The following is a 19,542-nucleotide window of genomic DNA, read 5'->3' as shown; positions in this document are numbered from 1 at the left end:
ACTTTAAAAAACTTTAAAGTGGGTCGTAAATTATCCCTTTTTAACAAATATATTCCACGAATTTATACTAAGTCATTTAAATTTATAAGAGAAAAAAATTTCACGTGATTCACTTCTCTACTGCTCTATTTTTTCCCGATTATGGGACTTCAGGAGTGCCTTGGGATCTTGTTTTATTGCACTTCTATTTTTTTGCTATAGCCATACCATTCATTATAATTTTTAATGCAGCTAGGAATTCTGATCGAGAGAATCCAAATAGAGTCAAAGATGAAACGACTAGATATCCTGATCTACATCCTAGAGCATAAATTTAACTAAAATTCAATTAAGTATCAATTATTAGCCTTTAGATTTAATGTATCTTATCTATTTTATTTTTAACTTGCGGATTATATGATTTGATATTAATAATGGACTATCTTTCTTCTGGGTAGGAATAAAAGTCAGTCTCAGAAATATAATATTTGTTTAGCTCATTTCCCCATTCCTTATGATGTTGATCTAGATTTAGGAAATTATTTTTAGGGCTCGCTTCAAAAATCTTTTTAATTAATTCAATCTTAGTATCAGTAATATATTTTGTGTAGAACTTTGTTGTCTGTTTCACAAGTAAGTTGTCTCCGCTCACGAAATAATAATCAAAAATTTAATTTAAATGTTTTTAAGACAATACGTGGAAATAATGATAATTTTGTAAAAATAAATACTTCTTTGACCTTCAAATAGTAGATAAAAAATGTATATAATCGAATTTTTTAGGTCTCTTGGAAAAAATATTTTTAATATATCCAGAGAGACTGATTCATATCTTGCTAATTTTTAGTTTTTTACTATGAACCAGAGCATGAAAAAACATTTGCAAGATAACTCTTAATTATTGGTGTTTGACCTAATCCAAACAGAAAGAATATTGATGATGTCAACGTAATAGCGATCTTGGAGCCTTTATTCAACTTGAAATTTGTCGCTTTAGTTAGAACAGAGTTCATGACGGGGTCTTTTGTTATAGATAACTTAAGACCGGAATTGATTATTTAAGTAACAAAATATACGTTATAAGTAGAGGCTATTAGACAAGCAAAATACATTTACATTTTCCAATGCTGAGACCTTTACCTTTAGATGATCTCCCAAAAAAATTGGTAATCTATTTTAGAAGACTATGCTTGTTTCCACTCAGAGTCTTCTAGAAGATTTGAATACTCGTTGTAATCAAAAAACAGGTCTTCCTCTAATACTTCTTCCAGAGTGATTCTATTAAAATAAGTCATGCTTCACTTCGAAAAGGTGAGTTGTAATAAGCCTTGTTGACTGTATAAAGTGTGTAAAGAGATACAGCGATCCCTAAAAAACCTACAACTAGGATTGGAGAGAATGATGGAAAATCATAAGTAGGAATTGAAGTCATAATGATATGAATGATGACAAACATGTTCTAAAGCATCTGCATGCTTTTTGATTGAGGCTTGTACGACAAATTTTTACGCTTAACACGACAAAGGCTAAGGATTAAAAAACTCAGTGAGTGATAAATCATTTCTTTTTAACAAAGCAAAAGTTGTACCCTTGTAACCTTTGCATATACGTAAGTCGGGAGATAATACAGTTGTATCTAGCCAACCTTTTTGAGTCTTTTTTATCTCAGATAAGAAACTAATCTTTTTACCTAGTAACTTTGGACCTATTATTCCTGCTTTTCTAAAGCTAACGTTTATGCGTTTCTGATCAATAATTTCTAAACTAGCAAGAATGTTAGTAGAAAATAGGTTTCCTGCAAAACCTTTAGGTCTTAATAAATTTAGTCCTCTACTTTCCTCTGGCTCAAGTATCTGTAAGTTATCTAATAGCGGCGAATAATTTAAAAAAGGAGAGTTAGAGGTACTCCATTTAAGTTCCCATACACCTGTGAGCAGATCAATTTGTTTTGTTATGTCTACAGAGGATTCAATTTCAGCTAGTTTTATGAGCTCTACGATCTGATTTGATTTAGGGGTATGTTCAAGAACTTCTATCAATTTTGATACTGCATTCATGATTAGTGTTTATTTAGAGTCTAAAGTTGTTCAATATTGATTTGGTTGGCATAAAGAACGTGTGGCTGGTCTTTACTCCCCTCGCTTGCTTGAATCCATTCTTTGTACTCTTCTTTAAGAGCTTTTTTATCTAGCCCATCAAGTTCCATTAGTCTCTTTAAAGCATCATTCATTGTTACTTCAAGAGTCCTTTTTAAGCTGATAGTTGGTAATTTCATATGAAGCTCCCGGCCAGAGAATCAGTTAAAAATGTACATACAACAAAAGCCAATGTCATTAGTAATGGCTTTTGAAATAAATCATTAGAAGAGTTCATTGGATTTTTTTAGTAGTGACCAATTGAGCTAACGAAGCATGCTAAAGCTCCGCAATAAATAAAAAACAAACTCATTTCTAATGGTCTGCGACTAAAAAATGAGAGGTAGAAAGTAGTTGATTTCATGTGGATAGCTAAAACAATTTAAAATGATTGTTTGCTTTTTTCTTTGCTGCTTTTTGTATACGGCAAAGCTCAGTCATCTCTGGTTTAGGGATGCTGAAAGGGGTAAACAATTTCATAAAAATCTCCCTTTTACCTTTATGTTTTAGGGCATTTGGAGGTTCTCTAGATGTGTAGAACCCCCTAATAAAAAGTAGTACTTGCACTACAACTAACTATTTTTGTCGTTACTAATGTTCGAAAAAATCTGTTTTAATCATTCTCAAACGATATCACGTTTTATTGTTTGAGATTTTGCTGATTGTTAGTTATGCCTCAACTTTTCAAATGTCTATCGCAAGTCCAAGTTAATCACAATCAAATTAAGAAATAAACTCTACCTAACAATATTTCTAATCAAATTTAAATATCCATTAATTACTATTCATTCCTTTCATAACTACTGTTTTTGATTTTTAAGCTTTATAAATTGTTTAATCACGGCTTTGACACTACTAATCCACCTTCGAAATCGTGATGAAGAGGTAAGAGATTTAGTTAGGAGTTCTATTTGTTCTTGTCTCTCTTTGTATTTAAGTTCCAGTTCGTTTTTTGCAATATCAAGGTTTTCGAGTTGGATAAAGCTATCATCTTTTCCTTCCCAGTCATCTATATTTGACTTTAATTCTTCAATACCCATAGTCCTGTACTTGCTGATAAGTATTTTTAAATCATCAGGTTCGGGATGCATGAAAAGTGATTTATTAACTTTCAAAATCTAGCTTGTAAATAAAATATCAAGGATGGGTAAACCCACTCTTATTTGGGCTATATCTACTTATAAGGATTATAAATAGATCTAATGATTAAATAAATATCTCTCTAATTAGTTGCTGTATTTGATGTTTGATGAGTAAAACTATTAATGATTAGAAGAAGCCGTACATGACCGTATCTTCCCCCTAAAAGGCCAATACTTTACATTTCTACACATACACATCTCGCTAATCATCATGACTCCAGAAGCGGAAAAGTTTAACGGCTGGGCAGCAATGCTTGGCTTCGTTGCAGCCTTTGGTGCATATGCAACAACAGGACAAATCATTCCTGGAATTTTCTAAACCAATAACTACTAAAAACAATGCAACCATCTAACAAAACAATCCTAGAAAGAAGCATCGGCAGACCAGCCATGATGGCATTCGTTCTACTAACAGGTATCTACCTAACAACCGGTCAACTTATCCCAGGTGTTGTTTAATGACTTCTCAAAATAACAATAGAAACATTGATCCTGAAAAGGTGACAGCTGAAAGACTTAATGGTTATGCAGCATTATTTGGTTGCATTGCTCTAGTCGGTGCATATGCAACAACCGGTCAAATCATCCCAGGTTTCGTGTAATGAACAAAGAAACTAGCTACTGGAAAATAGCCGAGCAAATGAATGGTCGTCTCGCGATGATGGGCCTCTTTGCAGCTGTAGTTAATTACGGATTCACTGGCTGGATCATTCCAGGAATTGTATAGTTCGAATTTTTAATCTTTTAATTAAGTCTCTTCCTTGATACAGAGGAAGGGACTTTTTTATTACTTTCAAAGTCGATGAGCAGATTAAAGCTGGAGACACTCAATTATTGTATTTACAAAGCTCTTTTTCTTTGCACAGTTGCTCAAGTGAAGGACGTCTAGTTAGAGGTAGACGCCATTGTGCCCATAACTTGTAAACTTGATCTATTAATGAACCTAGTATTGGCCAGTTTGTAGGAGCATAGATCCACCCCAGTCCAATTAATCGATATGCTTCTCTGAAAACAGCGACATCTTTAAGAATTTCACCTGATTCATTAATCGCATGAATTCTCCCCATCGCGTCTTTATAACTGATTCCTGAATAAAGGTCTGGTTGATACTTGGGGGAATCAATATCTATAAAACTAATATTATCAAGTGTATCTCTAGACCGTAGGAATTTGACCTCTCTTAAGCAAAGAGGGCAACCACCATCAAAAAGTAATATGAGCTTCGCTTGAGTCAAAATAAAATCAGAAGAAATTCTTCAATACAATTTATCTAATTAGTGAGGTAAATGGGGTTCGAGAATCTGGTGTAAAACACTTTAGTCATATCTATTTTATCTACTTGATTAAATGCAATAAGAAGATGATTTTTTTCTCTAGCACTTATCGGTTCCTACGAAATATAAGTAGTAGCAACCGATCTTGGTCGTAGAGACCGAATATAATTCTTCGGATTGCAACATTTTAAATTCTATATAGTCGAGTCAAAGTAGATATGTCCTTTTTAATGAATGTAATGTATTCCACTTTATTTGATGCAGTATTCGCTGACTCCTTCTTCTCTCCCATGAGAACAGTTTATGTGGTCTCTGATAGTCAGCTAGAAGAAATCAAGCGTAAGCAACATCAAGAAGAGCTAGATAATATTGAAGCCTCTCGTAAGAGACTTGAGTCGAACTATCAAGCACGAGTCAAAGTATTGTCAGATCGTGAGATTGAGTTGAAAGAGGAGCTCAAAGCACTTGCTCCAGCTAAGAAAGAAAAAGTCACTGCTTGATAAATAACTTGAGGACGTTAGTTATTTAGAGCATTGATTTCTCGATGGGCCTCTTCCCTCGGATAACGGGGGAGGGGCTTTCCCCTAATTTAGTTACTTCGAGTATCAACTAAAACAAGTCTAGATGTTATCCGAACTGCAAATTATCAGAAAACATGGTTGAATAGTCTTATGGTTACTTCGTTTAAGAAGGAGTCAAGCTCGTCCAAGTCTAAAGACTATTTGAAAACATCCGACAGAAAAAGGCCAACATGGCATTTTGAAGTAGAAGGAAGTGGTCAAAGAAAGAGATATTTAAAATCTCTAAATAAGTAGACGCAAGCTTAGTTTTCTTACTTTCCAATCAAAATCACTAGGGCATTCTTTAATGCCTTCAGTTCATATTGAGTATCTTCCCTTGAACAACGGGGGGAGGGGTTATTCTTTTGCCAATTTAAAGGCAGCGTCGACTCCAGACTTTGATGCAAATGGATAAGCCTGACAATGTGTTTTGTAGTTATGTCCCATTGCTGTTGCCATGCTTCCACCATCAATATTTAGTCTGTGTCCTCTAAGACTGTAGGAATGTCTGAATGAATAAATAACAAAATTTCTACCTTGCTCTTGTTCTTGTCTTTTTAACTCAAACCATTTTTTCGATTGAATGGAATATTTTCTAGTTAGATAATTTTTTAGAGCATCAGCAACTCCATAAGTGTATTTCTCAAATTCAGGTAGCTTTATTTTTCTCTTTTCAAACTGATTCATTAGGTCCCATTCTTTAGTTACTCCATTTGAGTCTTTGAGCTTGAGGGCATAGAGCTTTCTTTCTTCTGTAGAACCGCCACCACTTTTCTTTTCATAACAACAATGCCAATAGCGTTCTCTTGTTTTGGGGTCTTTTTTGACTTCTAAATGCATTAGCTCAACGGGACGTAACCCGAGCTCTACCAAAATTTTCACAGCAAAAGCCCATCGCTCATCTGGAATGGATTCGATTAGGTCAATCAATGCTTGATCTTCTACAGCATCACCTTTTTGATTAATTCTCTTACTTTCTTTTGAGATTTCTCCAATGTGGTGTTTTAAATCAGTGGGAGGCATCCATTGGACAGGAAATTTTTCACGGCTAACGCAATACTTTAAAAATTGAGCAAGGTTCCTGACAGCAATTTGTCTTGATCGACTTCCGCTTGCCCATTGTTTAACGCATTGATCAATGAGATCTTCTGGCGTGCTTACATATCCTTTCTTTAAGAGTTCAAGAGCATTATTTAAGACTGGATAAATAGTCTTTTCTTTCATCTTGCCTTTTAGGTTGGCGGCTTTCTTTGTAATCTCTTCTTGGCTAAGGAAGTAATTCTTGTTCCACGTTCTCAGCGTGATACTTGTGCCAAATTCAGTTTTATAAGATTTGAACCGATTGATAGCTCCTGACCAATCAAGTTGTTCTATTAACTTGGGGGTTTTCCCCTCTGCAATTTCAGCAGCTTGTTTAAGGCTGTAATTATCTTTTGCAACTAAAGCAAAAATATTTCGGATACGGGTATAACAATCACCTGCTTGATCTTCTCTCCATGCAAATTCAAGTGTGACTGATTCTTCTTTTTGACTAGATATGATTTTCTCGTAATTTTCAACGGATGGAACAAAATTACTTAAAGGCTGATGAGTGGTCTCTTTATTTTCTCTGACTTTAAGAGTGACTTTTTGGCCTCTTGGACTCTCACGCACAGTCCAACCTTTACCAAGTTTTCTGACTTGCTTCCTAAAGACCGCGGCCCAATCATCAGTATTGCGAACTAGAGGCATTGCACCCAAAATGCACCCAAATCATGTCATCTTGGTCATGACAAGTCAAGACAGACTAAGCTATAATTGCAGTTATAGCCGTAATTGACTGGTGTCACTAAATATAGACCAGCGCTTTGGGAGCACTAGGTCGCAGGTTCGAATCCTGTCGCCCCGATCAGTCAGAGACAGGTTTCCCAGCCTGTCTTTTTTAATGGGAAGACGCTAAAGGTCCCTCACTGGTCCCTCTTGAGTGTTGGCTCGCTAGTAATAGCTTTATTTCTTGTTTTCCCAGCCGAACATCTCAGCCATTTTTCCAGTTAAAGCAAAATATCCAATTGCTCCAAGGAACAAAACAAAAGCAATCAGATTGGGAACGATGCCACCAATGATCTGAGCTTCTCCAAAAGTCAGAAACGTAATCACAACAAAAATTCTTGCCCAGTTATCTGCGAAGTACATCTATTTATTATGATGGTTTTAAGGAAGTATTGAAAAATTGACTCAACTAGATCTAATAACGCTGAGATATGACAATGTTCTTCTAGCCCTTCCAACGCTAAAAAAACATCAAAGAAGGAATAAAGATGGAAGCATTATCAATATTCCTGATCCTGAGCATGGAGATAGTTGGACAAGTTTGGAAAACGAACTCCATCAGTGGATAAGAGAGCTTGATCAGCGAGAAGATGAAGAGACTCAAAGATATTGTGAGGGTCGTATTACAAGGATTAAAGATCAGATGAGAAAAAGAGGTTACGATCCAGAGGATTTAAGCGGCCAGGTATGAGAATCAAAAATCCTTTTACTTAAGAATTAGATATCCGTAAACAGTAATTATGAGAAGAATTGGGATTGCTAGGTAGGTGATTACGAACCACTTGAAAGTATTGTCTTTTGCCACGCTGATTTAAAAAAAGAGAATAGCAATGGCTACACCCATTGCTAGGCCAATTACCCAACTAAGGCAAAGCATTTGATAGTTGCTGAAATTTAATTTTTGTTGAATACGCTCGGCTAATCGTTTATCCGCCTTAATTAATCTCATTAAAACCATTTCTAATACTTGCCTGGTTGGAATAACTTTAAAACTACTAAATTTCTATAATGCACATTCCCAGGTGTTGCAGCACCCACTCCAGTCTTCATCTTCGAGCCTTTGTATATTTGCTTCGATGGGGTTTGCATCAGTTACAAAAAATGATGGTAAATAATCACGGCTAACAACATCTCCTACCTCATTCTCAATTGGATTAGTAATTCGTTGACATGCGTGACCATCTACCCCTTGCACTTCTTCTTCTAAATTCCCATCGGGTTTGATTGTGTATTTAATTGTTGTAAGTGACATGACTAATGTGATCTACTGGTGGGGATTTCATGCTCTTCTCGAGTCGATCGGATAGGTCAGGCCCAAGAACACCGAAGAAGCAGCCTTTAATATTTTCTTAACAATTATGTTCTAGCTATATATGGAATTTGCTACATGGGTATAAATACTCCAAGGCTGTCAATCGCTATAAGCGTTCCTCTTTTTGGATTCTTGAGACGGTTCTAGATTTCTAAGTCATATCTTTTAACTTGAACATTCATTTTGAGGATTTTTTCTAGCCGCTCTTTTTGTTCTGTTAGGGAGGCTTCTTTTTGGGTGATTTCTGTTTGCTTTATATAAAGTTGATTATTTGAAGCTTTATTTTCTTCAATATATTTATTGGAAAACAATCTTCGAGCTGTAAGGACTTGCTGGCCAAAAAATAAAATTAATTTACTAAGCCCATGAAACATTCTTTCACTTAAAACTAAAATCAATAAACCAACACCTGCGAATGACAAGAGAGCTCCTATCATTGCAATTGATGTGGACGTTGAAGCAAAATTAAAAGAAAATTCCATTTTTTAAACCTAGCAAAATCAACAAGACAAGAATGATTATTTTTTACTTAAAGATGAATAGTTTTAAACTTTTATAGGTAGACGTTGCGTCTTTCTCTATTCCTAATTAATTAACCCAATTGCAAGCCCGATCAATGCGGCTGTTGATGTAACGACGCAGTATCTAATTATTTGAGGACCTTTATGAGGAGACATAAAAAAGGAGACTAACTACTTGGTTCTTTTCAGCAGGGATTGCTGTATTAAAAAGTAGAGTATAGGCTTATTTAACAGCAGCTACTTTTTGTTTTTGATTAACTAACGATGCGAATCCGATACAAGCAAACGCTAGTAAGCCTAAGACCAAAAATGATTTGGCGAGAACAATTTCTGAAATCTCAAGAGTCATTTTTTTTAACTACGATCTATAGATATATTGTGAGTTAATTCATTTAATGAAAAGTACGAATTAGACATATAAGAGTAAGTAAAGAAGAGAGCAAGGATATTATTCTGAACGCCATATGTATCCGAATTAATTATTTGAGCGACAAAAAAGCACAACTGCATTTTTTTGAGTATTAGCGTCCAGTGACACTCTTTATTAAAAATGTTTATATGAGTCTGCAATCTTTATAAGGTTATCTGATTTTTATAGGTGTTTTTAACCAATGAAAAACTTTCTCCAAAAACTTTCTGAATATTTAAAAGAGATAAGTCAGAAAATCGCTGAACTTTCAAAGAGAATTAGCGACAAAATTTCTGAACTTTTTAAAGGAAATCAATCTGTTGAAGAGACCCAGCCTGTCGAAGAAGTTCAACCTGTCGAAGAGACTCAGCCTGTTGAAGAGACTCAGCCTGTCGAAGAATTTCAACCTGTTGAAAAGAAAGAAGATAAGTCTCAATAAATTCTATTAATTCCGATTTACAACTTGGGAATTAATAAATCCTTGTAATGAAAGTTTAATTAAAATGATTTTAATATGTAAAAGAGATCTTGCTCATCAGTATTGATAACACCTTAGAAGATTTAATTATTGATGCACTGAGTCTTTAAAGGTACTCAGATTGTATGTTTGTTCTAAATGAGTCTTGATCATTTCTACCTTTACCTTATGTACAAACTTTGTCTGCCTTCTTGCGAAATAAGTTGATGTATAAGTAAAAAATATTACAAATAAAAGCAAAATTGATAAGCAGTAAAAAAAAGCTAAAGACATAAGAATAGATTTCGCCTTCAATTCTTTATAAGAATTTATTATAGTTATTTAATTTGAAAAGGCTGGAAGAATGAAGCCCATTGTAAAATGGGAACCTTTTTTAAATAAAAATGCTACAAAATAAGAACTCTTAATATTAAAAATATAAATAAAAATCAGTCTTGGTCCTTTCTAGTAAAGAGTCAACTTAATTAGAAAGAAATTATTTAAAAATTAAAATATCTAAATTTTCTTATAGTCTGCTGGTGATCTATAGGAATCAAAAATCTTTTTTGATCACCTCTTATGACAAATTAATCACAAGAGGAGAATCAATAAGATCTTAGAATTGTAATAAACCCTAAGTTAGTTTCCTATTTATAAAACCAAGAATTGTAAATAAAGTGCATAATATATAATTATAAATCACATCAATATAAAGTTATAAATCCTAAGGACTAATAATACAGAAAATCAATATATAAATAATTCATATTCTCATGAATCACATGCTCCCATTAATAGCTATTGCAGCATTTTTCATATTAGGTATAGCATTTTTTGCTTTTGGTAAAGATGATTTTGGAATTACAAGGTTAAAGGCAGATCCAGAAAATACTCCTGAAAAAGAAAAGGAAATATCAACATCAGATCCTTTGCCAGAACAATAATCTATATATAATCTAAGGCTAAGATAATGAATAAATCTCAAATCGCATACCTTTCAGGAATTACTTTTGTCTCTATTGGTTTAATACCAATAGCAAGAAGTATTTTTTCAATTGAGTTATTTAATGATGCTCCTATTTTCTTTTTAGCAGGAGGTATATGGTTACTATTGATTATTGCTTTTTTATATTCTTCGAAGGCATCCCAGCGACAATCATCAACAAGAGGAAATAGTTAAAATATTTGAGTCTATTGGGTCCTTTGTTGCTACTTCAATCGGCATCACATAAAAAAGGACTGACCTTAGTCAGCCCAATTCATTATTTGATTTGAGATCGCAAGTTTGATTAACCTGCACCCGAGCAAGAGAAAGCACTAGCAAGGAAATTCTTGAAGATCGGTGCTTGCCCCAATCCATAAAGGAAGAAAGTTGAGGAGGTCAATGTAAGAGCAATCTTGGAGAATCTGTTTAACTTGATATTTGAGGCTTTGGTAAGAGCTGAATTCATATGATTTAAATAATTCAAATAAATCTAATAGCTCAAAAAAATTCTGCAGTATTAAAAAATACGTTGATACATAAAAAAGGACTGACCTAAGTCAGCCCCACTGATTCCTATAGCAATCGGCTGTCAACCTTCTTTATTTAATCAGAAATCGTTTATTTATTCAGTAGGGACAGTTGTTTTCTTGCCTTTAGCTCCTGCTGAGGCACTAAAAACCACCATCTCTTCATCACCAATGTTTTGACAATAATGAGCAGTGTCCTGGGATGAAGCGAAGCTTTCACCAGCACCTATCGTCAAGGATTGTCCATCACTAGTTTCACAATAAAGAGTTCCTTTCTGTACATAAATAATCCCAGGCTGTGGATGTAAATGAAGAGGTGTTTTAAAACCTGGTTGTGCGGTTATTTTTTCAAGTTTCATTTCTGCTTGCCCTTTTGGATAGCCAAAAGAATCTCCATTCCACGATTCAGATGCCCTAATAAGGGTTTCTATTACCACAGGTTCAAGGGATGTTTGCTTCTTTGGACTACAAGCAACTATTGGGATAGAAATTCCAGCTGTTAGTGCAAGAAGAAAAAAACGGCGCATTAAAGATATGTAAATACCTGCTCGTTATAGCTGAACTAGTTCAATCAGGCATTAAATGAATAAAGTACTACCTGTCCCTTTAAAAGGGGATGTTTTACCTGATGTGCGCTTGAGTGATCACAGTCCTTTTTGGGACGAAGGATATAACGCAATGATGATTACTGATACGTCATTCTTGAGAAATCCTCATTATCACGAGCCAACAGATACTGTTGATACTCTTGATTTGGATTTCTTCTGCAAGGTAGTTGAAGGACTCGTTGAAAGTCTTTTCAAAATATAACGTTAGGAATGTTGAACAACCTGTTAGATATGTTCAGGTGGATTACGTTAAGGATTAATTTTTAGAGCATTAATCCATACAGTCTTAACGATCAAACATCAACAACTTTCCCCCCTTCGAGGGCGTTAAGAGATTCCTTTATTTCTTTTAATTGCTCAGTGTTCTCTCTATCAGTAATACCTCGATCAATAATCCTAAATAGGCTTTCAACAGCTTGAACGACTACATAACCTCTATTGTTTTCGTCATTAATGACATCGATTAGTCTTTGTGCGGCTCTAGGCGCTGCAGCAATAAGTTTGCTATGGCTTTGATCTAATGCGTCTTGCGTTTGTCGTTCTAGGAACTCATTCGCGTCAGGATGATCTCGTACATATTTTCTAAGTGTTCGATAATCCATTCCAACGGATTCGGCAGCAACTTTCCATGTGGATCCATTGCTCCTAATAACGAGTGCTCTTTGTACGTGAGGAGGCAGTGGAATCTCCTTGATTGTGGAGTTAACTAGTCAACTAAATGGTTTTCACTTATGACTATTGCAACTTTTGCCGAAGCATCACAAATGCTGGGTTATTCATCGCCGAGCACACTATATAAATTGAGAAAAGAAGGTCAGCTAGAAGATTATTTAGTAGAGATTCAAGGACGCTGGCATTTAGTAATGAAGCCCGCAGGAAAGCCAAAATTAAAGGATTATCTAGGTTCAATTCTTCAATGGAAAGTTAACGGGGTTATAAATAACCACTATTGACAAATTAACCAGCTGTTGACGTGTAATCCATTGGTATGACTGCTAATTAACCCTATTCCATAACTATTTGGGCTAACGCTAGCTACAACTTGCGACTTTCAGATGCCCCATTCAGGCAGCCCCAGAAAGAACCTAGTTATTACATAAAGAAATCTCGGCCATCCCTTGATAACTGCCTTCTAAAGGAGTTCCAAACATGTCATCTAGATAAATATTGGGATTAGAATGATTTGGGTTATTAAATATTGCTAATAATCTGTCATGAGTCTGAGCATTGTTGTTTAGTTCAAGATTAGAGAGAGAATTGTCAAAGGAATCTCCACTTGTCCACTCCCAACTACCATTTGAACTTCGTTTAGCTCCTGTCCAGAAATGGCTAATTGTGTGTTCTTGTGGGGCCCATGAATGATTATCATCAGAATATTGATATTTTGCTTTAGAAAACTCATCACCCAACCAACTGCTTTCTCTTTCATCATTGACAGTTACTAAATTTCCGCCCAAAGCTTTCGCATTGGCATTAGCATCACTCCAGTCAGGTCCATCTACCAATACATAAGCAGAACAACCTCTTTCAATATAAGTATCTTTCCGGACAAAAGAATTTTTTTCTATACTTTCTTTGAATGCATTGCCTCCTCTATATCCATTCGCAACAGAACAAACCAATTGCAAACCATTAGACAGATCATTTCCCTCCTGACCTTTAAAGCTATAAGTTAATTCATTTCTATTAGACGCCAATATAAAAGTAGGTAATATATTTGTGTCGATAGGTATTGCGCTAATCAATCCAGTCTCTGAGGCTCAACTGCAACTGTTAGATCCATCTGATTGAATTTGATAAGAATTTAAATTACTTGAAGTAAATGTATCTGTGTTACCCGTATTAGATTTATTAATTTGACATTCAGTTTGAATTTGTTTCATAGCTGCTAAAGCAGTAGTTGCTTGAGCTTTTCGCTGGAAACAGTTAAAAGTGGGAATACCAATGGATGCTAAGACCGCAAGCACTGACACTACAACTACTAGTTCTATCAAAGAAAAACCTTCCTGACTTTCCTTAGCAAAGATATTCCTTAAGAGTTTTAGCTTTAAACTTTTATCCATCTAGTCAATCTAGATTTGATTTGTATATGTGTCATCAAATATTGAGAAACACAGCAGTCATGGCGAGTAGTAAAGCGTTTCATAGTTATTAACTAATGTTTTTTATCTGAATGTCGAACATATGCTATTAGCTCTAAATTGAAGTATAAGAAAAAAAGATAGCCAATAAAGTGATCTATCTCTAAGGAATGTTATTTTTTTATCTCTTAAACCAATAGATTGAGATATTTTCAAGGCCAACCAATGAACAACACAAAAAACACTTAAAAATAGAGCAAAAGAAAGAAAGATATTAATGTTGTTTTTGCAAACTTGATAGTACTGAGAACTGGCTAGTGTTATTAAGGTTATAGAGCCACAAAGCCCATAGATAAACCAAACAATTTTCCTTAAGAACTTATTTTTCAGTTGTGGCATAAAATAACCAAGTCGAAGTCGCAGGGCTCGTTTATTTTATGCGCCGCCTTTTATTTGTTGCCCTGACTGCTGGGCTTCTCATCTTTGATCTGGTCAGGTAGATTTTCTTTCTCTATTTCCTTTAATTTTAGGTTGATATCATTCAATCTATTCTCAGCCATTGAAATATATTCTTCCGCACCGTATCTACCTTCAAAGGTTTTAGACTCTCCTTTAAGAAAATCCTTGTACATTTTTATATCCCTCTCCCATTGATTTCTGGCTTCAATTAAAGATTTATATAGTCTACTCATTTTCGATATTCATAAATTAGTTAGATGAACCTTAGACATAACTAAACTTGAAATAAAAGAAATTATATTTGCACTCAAGCGCCCCATAGGAGTCGAGATTGATAAAGATCTTTCAAAATTCCTAACTAGATCTAATCTTGACTGCTTGATAGTCTTCTCACCTCTAGCATTTAAAATGGTTTCAATTATTTCATGCATTTGCTTATGCATAGGGTGTGAGTTGTTTATACTCCAATATTGGTCTAAGGCATGTAGCTTACTATTACTAAAACATTCCGCTCGACTCTTAAAGAAAATAGAATCAGCAGATGACATGAACATATACTGTCTCAGACTTGAAAAATATGTATTTCATTTTCGCTCCTATACCTAAAGACAGTCTAGAAGAAATGAAACACAATCTTGTTTCTTATTTACATCAAGGCATCTCAAGTAATTACTACACGGATTAATTTAAGCCATGAAACCATTATAAGTATTAGATTTAATTCAGAAAATAAACGTCTATCGTTTCAGGAAATCACTTGAGATCGATAGTCCAACGGCGTTTACCCATGCGATCTGATTCGGAATAACAATTAGCAATCAAAGCTCCATTTACTTTCCATTGAACAATTGATGATAGATATTCAGGTAGTCGAGGCTCGCCAACAGGCTTCCAGCAAAGATGATCGATACCTCTAATTTCACAAAGATATTGATCTAATAATCCGCGTTTTTTTAACGAATAAAGGGAACTTCTAGATTTAAAACCTAACTTTTTGCTCGCTTCTGTAAAAGATAAAATAGACATAATCAAAAACCATTTAGTTGACTAGGGTGTCCAAAGTGAGATTGCTTAAAGGCTCTCTATCACTGCTTAAATTGCCTTATACGAAATCAAATTAGTTAAGTTGTCCATAGTTTTAAAAGGGTGACGCTAGAAAATTTTCGAGGTGCGAACATACCCTCAAAAGATTTGGCTAGAAAGTACCTTGAGGACTTTGAGGAATGTCATGATTAGAAAGAAGGAAGATTAATTAATCAAGTGAAAGGTTGTCTGTTTTTGCCGTTCAAGTTCCTTGTTTTGGTTGTCCTGTGTTTTTTTTTACTGGTGTTATTAATTCATTTATTGGACCTGAATCTGAAAGACAAATACTGTCGCAAACACCTAAAAGTGTATCTTCAGCGTCGTAGAAAGAATCCGGTCCACCTTGCTGAAGAGTATCAAATCCAATTGTTTTAATAATTGCCATTTTTTAATTGATTTTCTGAGGTTTTTGTCCAGACCTATCGGGGAAACCAGCATTAGCCCATTGCTCATAGATATCACTTAGACGTTCACCCTTATATGTCCAATAGGGTGCTGGTCTTACGTCTCTAGGAACTCCAAGTAATTCCTTTGTGTATCTAGTTAAAGAAATTTCTCCATCTTCAGCTTTATACCCCTCTGGTTCTATCCAACCGTCATAAGCAATCTTTGCTTTCGTGACTCCATCTCTAAAAACGATCTCTTCTCCCATTAACCCCATCGTCCAGAGATTCATCTGCTTTCGTCTAGTTCTTTTAAATTTCTCTGTGGATGTTTTGGCATTTATATCAACACTTTCAGCTTCTTGTTGAACTTCTGGGGTGACATCTTCTAATGCCATCAATCTAAGCAAAGTGATTGCTTGTTCTGGTTCTATGTTGAAAAACTCTCTTCTTGGATTAACTCGATATGGTCCAAAAGCTAAATGAAAAGCTGATTCAACTTCGTTCTGATCTTTAACTCTTGCTGCATATTCACACTCAAAAGGAAGAGGAACTCCTGTTGTATATAAGTCCGATAAACGAGCACCTATCTCTCTACCTGTTCTGCCAATCTTCACCACGCCAGGCATAGCTGGGTTGGTTAGTACGTAGACAATCCCTTCATTCATATACCCATCATGCCTCTAATTAACTAATTCTTCACTAACTACAGGGATTGCTTCAGGACCTGTAAACACAGTCCATAAAAAGGGTCCTATTAAACGCCTATTTAGTCTTAACTCTAGAGATTCCCTTAGGGACAAGTACCCTCCCCATTTCCACCAGGCGTGCGCTCACACCCATCCGGACAAGCCTCCCAGGTGGTTGAGTCTGGCAAAAGCATCCTGCATCCGGTTGGCAAATTATCATAGCCCCCATTCCACATCTCACCACCATCATCAGCTAATCCGTTATTTCCGTAGATATTCCTATATCTCACCTGAGTCCCTGGTGGTAGGCCGCCCCCTGGGTCTGGATCTGGATCGGGATCTGGATCTGGATCGGGATCGGGATCGGGATCTGGATCTGGGTCTGGGTCTGGATCTGGGTCTGGGTCTGGGTCTGGGTCTGGGTCTGGATCTGGGTCGGGATCTGGGTCTGGATCTGGGTCGGGATCTGGGTCTGGATCTGGATCTGGATCTGGGTTTGGAGCTGCATTACTACATATCAACGCGAAGCAATCTGTCAAGTCAGTCCCTGTCTGACCTTTAAAGCTATAACTTAATTCATTACTGCTTAATGCCAATACAAAAGTAGGCAATAGATTCGTATCAGTAGGTATTGCACTAATCAATCCAGTGCCTGATTCTCCATCACAGCTATTTGATCCATCTGATTGAATCTGGTAAGAATTTAAATTGCTTTGAATAAATTCATATGAGTTTTTCTCGCTTAATTTAGTGATTAAACATTCAGTTTGAATTTGTTTCATGGCTGCCAAAGCAGCAGTAGCCTTTGCTTGACGCTGAAAACAATTAAAGGTGGGAATACCAATGGATGCTAAGACCGCAAGCACTGACACTACAACTACTAGTTCTATTAAAGAAAAACCTTCTTCTTGCGAAAGATCCTTCAAATCCATGGAATGCTTAAAAAGCTCTCAAATGTATTGCCTTTTTCAAGTCTGACTAAGAACTGAAGAACTAAAACTATAATGTATAGAAAAAATATAAATATTTATTTTAAATTTAGAAATCAAACGGACAAGGATCAATCGATTTCGTTCTTATGGGTGGAGCTGGAAGAAGATCGCAGATGTTTACGGCGTTAGTCCTACTACTGTCAGACGTTGGTCTATGGGTTAAAAGATCTCATTATTCTTCCCTTTTCCACTCTCTATACCACTGGCGATCATCAAGCCATCTTATTAGAGGCCAATTAATGAGTATGGATACAATCAGAACTACATAAGCAGAAAATCGTCCTGAAGTAATAACGAATAGAAGAGTCGGAGGTACAGACATAATTGCTGCCGTAAGACAAGCTCTTCTAGGGGACATCTTTGTTCTCATAACAAGATCTTATCCTTTGATTATTAATACGCTTATATAAAACAGAGATGTTTCGTGATTTTTTAATGAGTGGAGACATTCAGTATGTTTCTCAGCCTTTGAAGTTCTATACAGAAGAAATGACAGAAACAAAAAGAATTGCAATAGCTCACTTAGAAAAGAAATTATTTCCTGTCGCTAACTCTGTAATTTATTTAGACCAAAAGCGCAACGAATCAAGAGTTACTGAAGCTGCATAGCATTACAAAGTAAAAACATCATTAGAAAATAGAGCTATTTCACTATTGCTATTTCTTTTTTACGATTTCTCCTTTTTCATCTCTTCCCTAATTTTTTCTTCGTTCTTAATAACGATTGCTTCAGCTCCTTTTTCTTCGTTTTGAGTTGAGAGATGTCGAGAGGAATATAAAGAACTTTGTGTATCGTTGTTTTCAATAACCTCAATCTTTTTATTGAAATCTTTCACTAAATCAGAGGAGGCTTTCCTAACTTCTCTCTCATTCTTGATTACTATTTCTTGTGCACCTCTCTCATGCTCTGGTGTTGAAGCATGACGAGAAGAATATGAGGATTCAGGCTTGCCGACTGTCGTTCCGTCTTTAAAGTTGTCTGCAATAGATTTCAATAATCCAGCAGCAAAACTTCGAGGACAACCAAGATCCTGAACCATTTCTTCTATTTGATCATTTATGTCCTTATAAACGGCTGTAATAATGTCTTTCTTTAGCTCATCAGTCGTATTCCAGTCTTCTGTCATTTTTATAAGCTATTCGAAATAGATGAACATGATTTTGAAATCGACCCTACCAAGTAATCTTGAAATTAATATCTCAAAAGATACCTTTACGTTGAATTAGTAATATTAATCTTTACTTGTAATTTCAATCTTAGGTTTTCGTAGCTTATATCCAAACTCAATCAGTTGATGATATGTCAATTTAGCTTGCGAAGCGTTAAGAGATAGACGTTTCTCTTCATCCTTTTGAAGCTGGAAAAACCCTTTATTGTTTTTGTCTTTCTCAATAGTTACATATTCTTTCCCTTTCTTGAGTATCCAAGGCTCTATTTGATAATTCTCATCTCCAATTTGATAATCCCATGGAACTATTCCCTTGCTTTTATTTTTTATTGTCAAATTAAAAGCCTTATCTTCTTACGACTTGACCCTACAGTATTGTTGCCTCCTTTTGAGTTGACTTTATTTATCTAGTTCGTTTTGAATTATCTCTGTGGGAATTGCTAAAACTTCATCATCAATACTTTCTCCTAGCCATTCCTTGTATTCATGGAATAAACAGCGACGATCAGCAGGACTTCTTAAGATTTTCATTCTTGAAACTGCATTCTTTACTGCCATGTGCAATATGTCTTTTAGCTCATTATCAGCATTCATTCGTGTAAGAACTTATCTATTACTTATTCAATAGCTGGTAATCTTGATCTTGAAATTGGAGTTAATACTCTTTGTGTCTATATCAGGACCTTGGATAATTTATAAAGTGTTTAGTTTCGTCTTATTCTTCGTGAATTGGTTTATTTAACAGTAAGGGTTTCATTGTTAAAACTTCTGCCATTAAGGGGATTAAGGCTGTTTCTATTTGTTCTTCTGTTTTGAAACCAAGGACCTCTGCAGGTTCATTCCCTAAAGAGATAACAATTGATTCAACTGAATTAGTCATTAGATAATTAGCTGTCCTTAATAGATTTGTATGGAAATTACTTCTAAAACATTTGCAAGTAAGAGTTTTGTGTTGAAGAGAAGTTAAT

General features: G+C 35.3%; 40 protein-coding genes. 14 read left to right on the top strand and 26 right to left on the bottom strand.

Annotated elements, in window-relative coordinates; translation table 11 throughout:
• Positions 1 to 104 precede the first annotated feature (104 nt).
• Positions 105 to 311: a hypothetical protein gene (locus tag O5633_RS03915; RefSeq protein ID WP_269610790.1), complete on the top strand. Its 207-nt coding sequence runs from the start codon at positions 105 to 107 to the stop codon at positions 309 to 311.
• Between the two features lie 959 nt (positions 312 to 1,270).
• Here O5633_RS03915 and O5633_RS03910 read toward each other — a convergent pair.
• The 4 genes from O5633_RS03910 to O5633_RS03895 form a co-directional block, all read right to left on the bottom strand.
• Positions 1,271 to 1,411, bottom strand: coding sequence for a hypothetical protein (locus tag O5633_RS03910; protein WP_269610789.1), 141 nt, complete (start codon positions 1,409 to 1,411; stop codon positions 1,271 to 1,273).
• A 94-nt stretch (positions 1,412 to 1,505) separates the two neighbouring features.
• Complete coding sequence (locus O5633_RS03905) at positions 1,506 to 2,036, bottom strand: PAP/fibrillin family protein (RefSeq protein WP_269610788.1); 531 nt, start codon at positions 2,034 to 2,036, stop codon at positions 1,506 to 1,508.
• Between the two features lie 20 nt (positions 2,037 to 2,056).
• On the bottom strand, positions 2,057 to 2,254 hold the full coding sequence (locus O5633_RS03900) for a hypothetical protein (RefSeq protein WP_269610786.1): 198 nt from the start codon (positions 2,252 to 2,254) through the stop codon (positions 2,057 to 2,059).
• Positions 2,255 to 2,914: 660 nt separating this feature from the next.
• The gene (locus O5633_RS03895; RefSeq protein ID WP_269610785.1) at positions 2,915 to 3,205 is read right to left on the bottom strand and encodes a hypothetical protein; all 291 of its coding nucleotides are present in this window, start codon (positions 3,203 to 3,205) and stop codon (positions 2,915 to 2,917) included.
• 262 nt (positions 3,206 to 3,467) lie between these two features.
• Here O5633_RS03895 and O5633_RS03890 point away from each other — a divergent pair, with 262 nt between their 5' ends.
• From O5633_RS03890 to O5633_RS03875, 4 genes are read left to right on the top strand one after another with little or no spacing between them, the layout of a single operon-like run.
• On the top strand, positions 3,468 to 3,575 hold the full coding sequence (locus O5633_RS03890; protein WP_011125327.1) for a high light inducible protein: 108 nt from the start codon (positions 3,468 to 3,470) through the stop codon (positions 3,573 to 3,575).
• 20 nt (positions 3,576 to 3,595) lie between these two features.
• Positions 3,596 to 3,715 (top strand): high light inducible protein, encoded by a 120-nt coding sequence (locus O5633_RS03885; RefSeq protein WP_011294968.1) that lies wholly within the window; start codon positions 3,596 to 3,598, stop codon positions 3,713 to 3,715.
• The gene (locus O5633_RS03880) at positions 3,715 to 3,858 is read left to right on the top strand and encodes a high light inducible protein (protein WP_269610784.1); all 144 of its coding nucleotides are present in this window, start codon (positions 3,715 to 3,717) and stop codon (positions 3,856 to 3,858) included. The genes O5633_RS03885 and O5633_RS03880 overlap by 1 nt, the downstream gene beginning before the upstream one ends.
• A complete protein-coding gene (locus O5633_RS03875) occupies positions 3,858 to 3,983 on the top strand; it encodes a high light inducible protein (RefSeq protein ID WP_269610783.1) in 126 nt (41 codons plus the stop codon). The genes O5633_RS03880 and O5633_RS03875 overlap by 1 nt, the downstream gene beginning before the upstream one ends.
• 100 nt (positions 3,984 to 4,083) lie before the next feature.
• Here O5633_RS03875 and O5633_RS03870 read toward each other — a convergent pair whose 3' ends face one another.
• Positions 4,084 to 4,494, bottom strand: coding sequence for a thiol-disulfide oxidoreductase DCC family protein (locus tag O5633_RS03870; RefSeq protein ID WP_420063633.1), 411 nt, complete (start codon positions 4,492 to 4,494; stop codon positions 4,084 to 4,086).
• Positions 4,495 to 4,748: 254 nt separating this feature from the next.
• On the opposite strand from O5633_RS03870, the gene O5633_RS03865 reads away from it, so the two are divergent.
• Positions 4,749 to 5,030 carry a hypothetical protein gene (locus tag O5633_RS03865; protein ID WP_420063624.1) on the top strand — a complete coding sequence of 94 codons (282 nt, stop codon included), beginning with the start codon at positions 4,749 to 4,751 and terminating at the stop codon, positions 5,028 to 5,030.
• 417 nt (positions 5,031 to 5,447) lie between these two features.
• Here O5633_RS03865 and O5633_RS03860 read toward each other — a convergent pair whose 3' ends face one another.
• Entirely contained in the window at positions 5,448 to 6,821 is a 1,374-nt protein-coding gene (locus O5633_RS03860) for a hypothetical protein (RefSeq protein WP_269610780.1), read from the bottom strand.
• A 255-nt stretch (positions 6,822 to 7,076) separates the two neighbouring features.
• Entirely contained in the window at positions 7,077 to 7,262 is a 186-nt protein-coding gene (locus O5633_RS03855; RefSeq protein WP_269610779.1) for a hypothetical protein, read from the bottom strand.
• Positions 7,263 to 7,299: 37 nt separating this feature from the next.
• On the opposite strand from O5633_RS03855, the gene O5633_RS03850 reads away from it, so the two are divergent.
• Positions 7,300 to 7,590 carry a hypothetical protein gene (locus O5633_RS03850; RefSeq protein ID WP_269610777.1) on the top strand — a complete coding sequence of 97 codons (291 nt, stop codon included), beginning with the start codon at positions 7,300 to 7,302 and terminating at the stop codon, positions 7,588 to 7,590.
• Positions 7,591 to 7,710: 120 nt separating this feature from the next.
• Here O5633_RS03850 and O5633_RS03845 read toward each other — a convergent pair whose 3' ends face one another.
• From O5633_RS03845 to O5633_RS03830, 4 genes are all read right to left on the bottom strand, one after another.
• On the bottom strand, positions 7,711 to 7,857 hold the full coding sequence (locus O5633_RS03845) for a hypothetical protein (protein ID WP_269610776.1): 147 nt from the start codon (positions 7,855 to 7,857) through the stop codon (positions 7,711 to 7,713).
• Positions 7,858 to 7,902: 45 nt separating this feature from the next.
• Complete coding sequence (locus O5633_RS03840; protein WP_269610775.1) at positions 7,903 to 8,151, bottom strand: DUF2997 domain-containing protein; 249 nt, start codon at positions 8,149 to 8,151, stop codon at positions 7,903 to 7,905.
• Between the two features lie 203 nt (positions 8,152 to 8,354).
• Positions 8,355 to 8,693: a hypothetical protein gene (locus tag O5633_RS03835; RefSeq protein ID WP_269610774.1), complete on the bottom strand. Its 339-nt coding sequence runs from the start codon at positions 8,691 to 8,693 to the stop codon at positions 8,355 to 8,357.
• A gap of 262 nt (positions 8,694 to 8,955) precedes the next feature.
• Complete coding sequence (locus O5633_RS03830; protein WP_269610773.1) at positions 8,956 to 9,081, bottom strand: hypothetical protein; 126 nt, start codon at positions 9,079 to 9,081, stop codon at positions 8,956 to 8,958.
• Between the two features lie 262 nt (positions 9,082 to 9,343).
• On the opposite strand from O5633_RS03830, the gene O5633_RS03825 reads away from it, so the two are divergent.
• The 3 genes from O5633_RS03825 (at position 9,344) to O5633_RS03815 (ending at position 10,778) form a co-directional block, all read left to right on the top strand.
• Entirely contained in the window at positions 9,344 to 9,580 is a 237-nt protein-coding gene (locus tag O5633_RS03825) for a hypothetical protein (protein ID WP_269610772.1), read from the top strand.
• A 791-nt stretch (positions 9,581 to 10,371) separates the two neighbouring features.
• Entirely contained in the window at positions 10,372 to 10,542 is a 171-nt protein-coding gene (locus O5633_RS03820) for a hypothetical protein (RefSeq protein WP_269610771.1), read from the top strand.
• Between the two features lie 26 nt (positions 10,543 to 10,568).
• Complete coding sequence (locus O5633_RS03815) at positions 10,569 to 10,778, top strand: hypothetical protein (protein WP_269610770.1); 210 nt, start codon at positions 10,569 to 10,571, stop codon at positions 10,776 to 10,778.
• A 427-nt stretch (positions 10,779 to 11,205) separates the two neighbouring features.
• On the opposite strand, the gene O5633_RS03810 is transcribed toward O5633_RS03815, so the two are convergent.
• Complete coding sequence (locus O5633_RS03810; protein ID WP_269610769.1) at positions 11,206 to 11,637, bottom strand: cupin domain-containing protein; 432 nt, start codon at positions 11,635 to 11,637, stop codon at positions 11,206 to 11,208.
• 55 nt (positions 11,638 to 11,692) lie between these two features.
• Here O5633_RS03810 and O5633_RS03805 point away from each other — a divergent pair, with 55 nt between their 5' ends.
• The gene (locus O5633_RS03805) at positions 11,693 to 11,920 is read left to right on the top strand and encodes a M28 family peptidase (RefSeq protein WP_269610768.1); all 228 of its coding nucleotides are present in this window, start codon (positions 11,693 to 11,695) and stop codon (positions 11,918 to 11,920) included.
• A 91-nt stretch (positions 11,921 to 12,011) separates the two neighbouring features.
• Here O5633_RS03805 and O5633_RS03800 read toward each other — a convergent pair whose 3' ends face one another.
• Positions 12,012 to 12,320 carry a hypothetical protein gene (locus tag O5633_RS03800; protein WP_269610767.1) on the bottom strand — a complete coding sequence of 103 codons (309 nt, stop codon included), beginning with the start codon at positions 12,318 to 12,320 and terminating at the stop codon, positions 12,012 to 12,014.
• Positions 12,321 to 12,449: 129 nt separating this feature from the next.
• On the opposite strand from O5633_RS03800, the gene O5633_RS03795 reads away from it, so the two are divergent.
• On the top strand, positions 12,450 to 12,671 hold the full coding sequence (locus O5633_RS03795) for a hypothetical protein (RefSeq protein ID WP_269610766.1): 222 nt from the start codon (positions 12,450 to 12,452) through the stop codon (positions 12,669 to 12,671).
• Positions 12,672 to 12,803: 132 nt separating this feature from the next.
• On the opposite strand, the gene O5633_RS03790 is transcribed toward O5633_RS03795, so the two are convergent.
• From O5633_RS03790 to O5633_RS03755, 8 genes are all read right to left on the bottom strand, one after another.
• Positions 12,804 to 13,463: a hypothetical protein gene (locus tag O5633_RS03790; RefSeq protein ID WP_269610765.1), complete on the bottom strand. Its 660-nt coding sequence runs from the start codon at positions 13,461 to 13,463 to the stop codon at positions 12,804 to 12,806.
• 15 nt (positions 13,464 to 13,478) lie between these two features.
• The gene (locus O5633_RS03785; protein ID WP_269610764.1) at positions 13,479 to 13,781 is read right to left on the bottom strand and encodes a prepilin-type N-terminal cleavage/methylation domain-containing protein; all 303 of its coding nucleotides are present in this window, start codon (positions 13,779 to 13,781) and stop codon (positions 13,479 to 13,481) included.
• 467 nt (positions 13,782 to 14,248) lie between these two features.
• The gene (locus O5633_RS03780; RefSeq protein WP_269610763.1) at positions 14,249 to 14,491 is read right to left on the bottom strand and encodes a hypothetical protein; all 243 of its coding nucleotides are present in this window, start codon (positions 14,489 to 14,491) and stop codon (positions 14,249 to 14,251) included.
• A gap of 9 nt (positions 14,492 to 14,500) precedes the next feature.
• A complete protein-coding gene (locus O5633_RS03775) occupies positions 14,501 to 14,806 on the bottom strand; it encodes a hypothetical protein (protein WP_269610761.1) in 306 nt (101 codons plus the stop codon).
• 205 nt (positions 14,807 to 15,011) lie between these two features.
• The gene (locus tag O5633_RS03770) at positions 15,012 to 15,284 is read right to left on the bottom strand and encodes a hypothetical protein (protein WP_269610759.1); all 273 of its coding nucleotides are present in this window, start codon (positions 15,282 to 15,284) and stop codon (positions 15,012 to 15,014) included.
• A gap of 259 nt (positions 15,285 to 15,543) precedes the next feature.
• The gene (locus O5633_RS03765) at positions 15,544 to 15,726 is read right to left on the bottom strand and encodes a hypothetical protein (RefSeq protein WP_269610757.1); all 183 of its coding nucleotides are present in this window, start codon (positions 15,724 to 15,726) and stop codon (positions 15,544 to 15,546) included.
• Between the two features lie 3 nt (positions 15,727 to 15,729).
• Entirely contained in the window at positions 15,730 to 16,392 is a 663-nt protein-coding gene (locus O5633_RS03760) for a GIY-YIG nuclease family protein (protein ID WP_269610756.1), read from the bottom strand.
• A 125-nt stretch (positions 16,393 to 16,517) separates the two neighbouring features.
• A complete protein-coding gene (locus O5633_RS03755) occupies positions 16,518 to 17,345 on the bottom strand; it encodes a prepilin-type N-terminal cleavage/methylation domain-containing protein (RefSeq protein ID WP_269610755.1) in 828 nt (275 codons plus the stop codon).
• A gap of 91 nt (positions 17,346 to 17,436) precedes the next feature.
• Between O5633_RS03755 and O5633_RS11695 the strand changes: the two genes are divergently transcribed.
• Positions 17,437 to 17,568, top strand: coding sequence for a helix-turn-helix domain-containing protein (locus tag O5633_RS11695; protein WP_420063632.1), 132 nt, complete (start codon positions 17,437 to 17,439; stop codon positions 17,566 to 17,568).
• A 9-nt stretch (positions 17,569 to 17,577) separates the two neighbouring features.
• Here the strand turns inward: O5633_RS11695 and O5633_RS03750 are convergent, their stop codons facing one another.
• Positions 17,578 to 17,763 (bottom strand): hypothetical protein, encoded by a 186-nt coding sequence (locus O5633_RS03750; protein WP_269610754.1) that lies wholly within the window; start codon positions 17,761 to 17,763, stop codon positions 17,578 to 17,580.
• Between the two features lie 59 nt (positions 17,764 to 17,822).
• Between O5633_RS03750 and O5633_RS03745 the strand changes: the two genes are divergently transcribed.
• Entirely contained in the window at positions 17,823 to 18,014 is a 192-nt protein-coding gene (locus O5633_RS03745) for a hypothetical protein (protein ID WP_269610753.1), read from the top strand.
• A gap of 59 nt (positions 18,015 to 18,073) precedes the next feature.
• Here O5633_RS03745 and O5633_RS03740 read toward each other — a convergent pair whose 3' ends face one another.
• The 4 genes from O5633_RS03740 to O5633_RS03725 form a co-directional block, all read right to left on the bottom strand.
• Positions 18,074 to 18,532, bottom strand: coding sequence for a hypothetical protein (locus O5633_RS03740; RefSeq protein ID WP_269610752.1), 459 nt, complete (start codon positions 18,530 to 18,532; stop codon positions 18,074 to 18,076).
• A gap of 105 nt (positions 18,533 to 18,637) precedes the next feature.
• Positions 18,638 to 18,910 (bottom strand): cytochrome oxidase, encoded by a 273-nt coding sequence (locus tag O5633_RS03735; RefSeq protein WP_269610751.1) that lies wholly within the window; start codon positions 18,908 to 18,910, stop codon positions 18,638 to 18,640.
• Positions 18,911 to 18,973: 63 nt separating this feature from the next.
• A complete protein-coding gene (locus O5633_RS03730) occupies positions 18,974 to 19,168 on the bottom strand; it encodes a hypothetical protein (protein WP_269610749.1) in 195 nt (64 codons plus the stop codon).
• A 121-nt stretch (positions 19,169 to 19,289) separates the two neighbouring features.
• The gene (locus O5633_RS03725) at positions 19,290 to 19,454 is read right to left on the bottom strand and encodes a hypothetical protein (protein WP_269610748.1); all 165 of its coding nucleotides are present in this window, start codon (positions 19,452 to 19,454) and stop codon (positions 19,290 to 19,292) included.
• Positions 19,455 to 19,542 lie beyond the last annotated feature (88 nt).

This window comes from Prochlorococcus marinus str. MIT 1013 (genome assembly GCF_027359395.1).
GTDB lineage: Bacteria > Cyanobacteriota > Cyanobacteriia > PCC-6307 > Cyanobiaceae > Prochlorococcus_B > Prochlorococcus_B marinus_E.
This window is presented reverse-complemented; position numbering and strand designations above follow the sequence as displayed.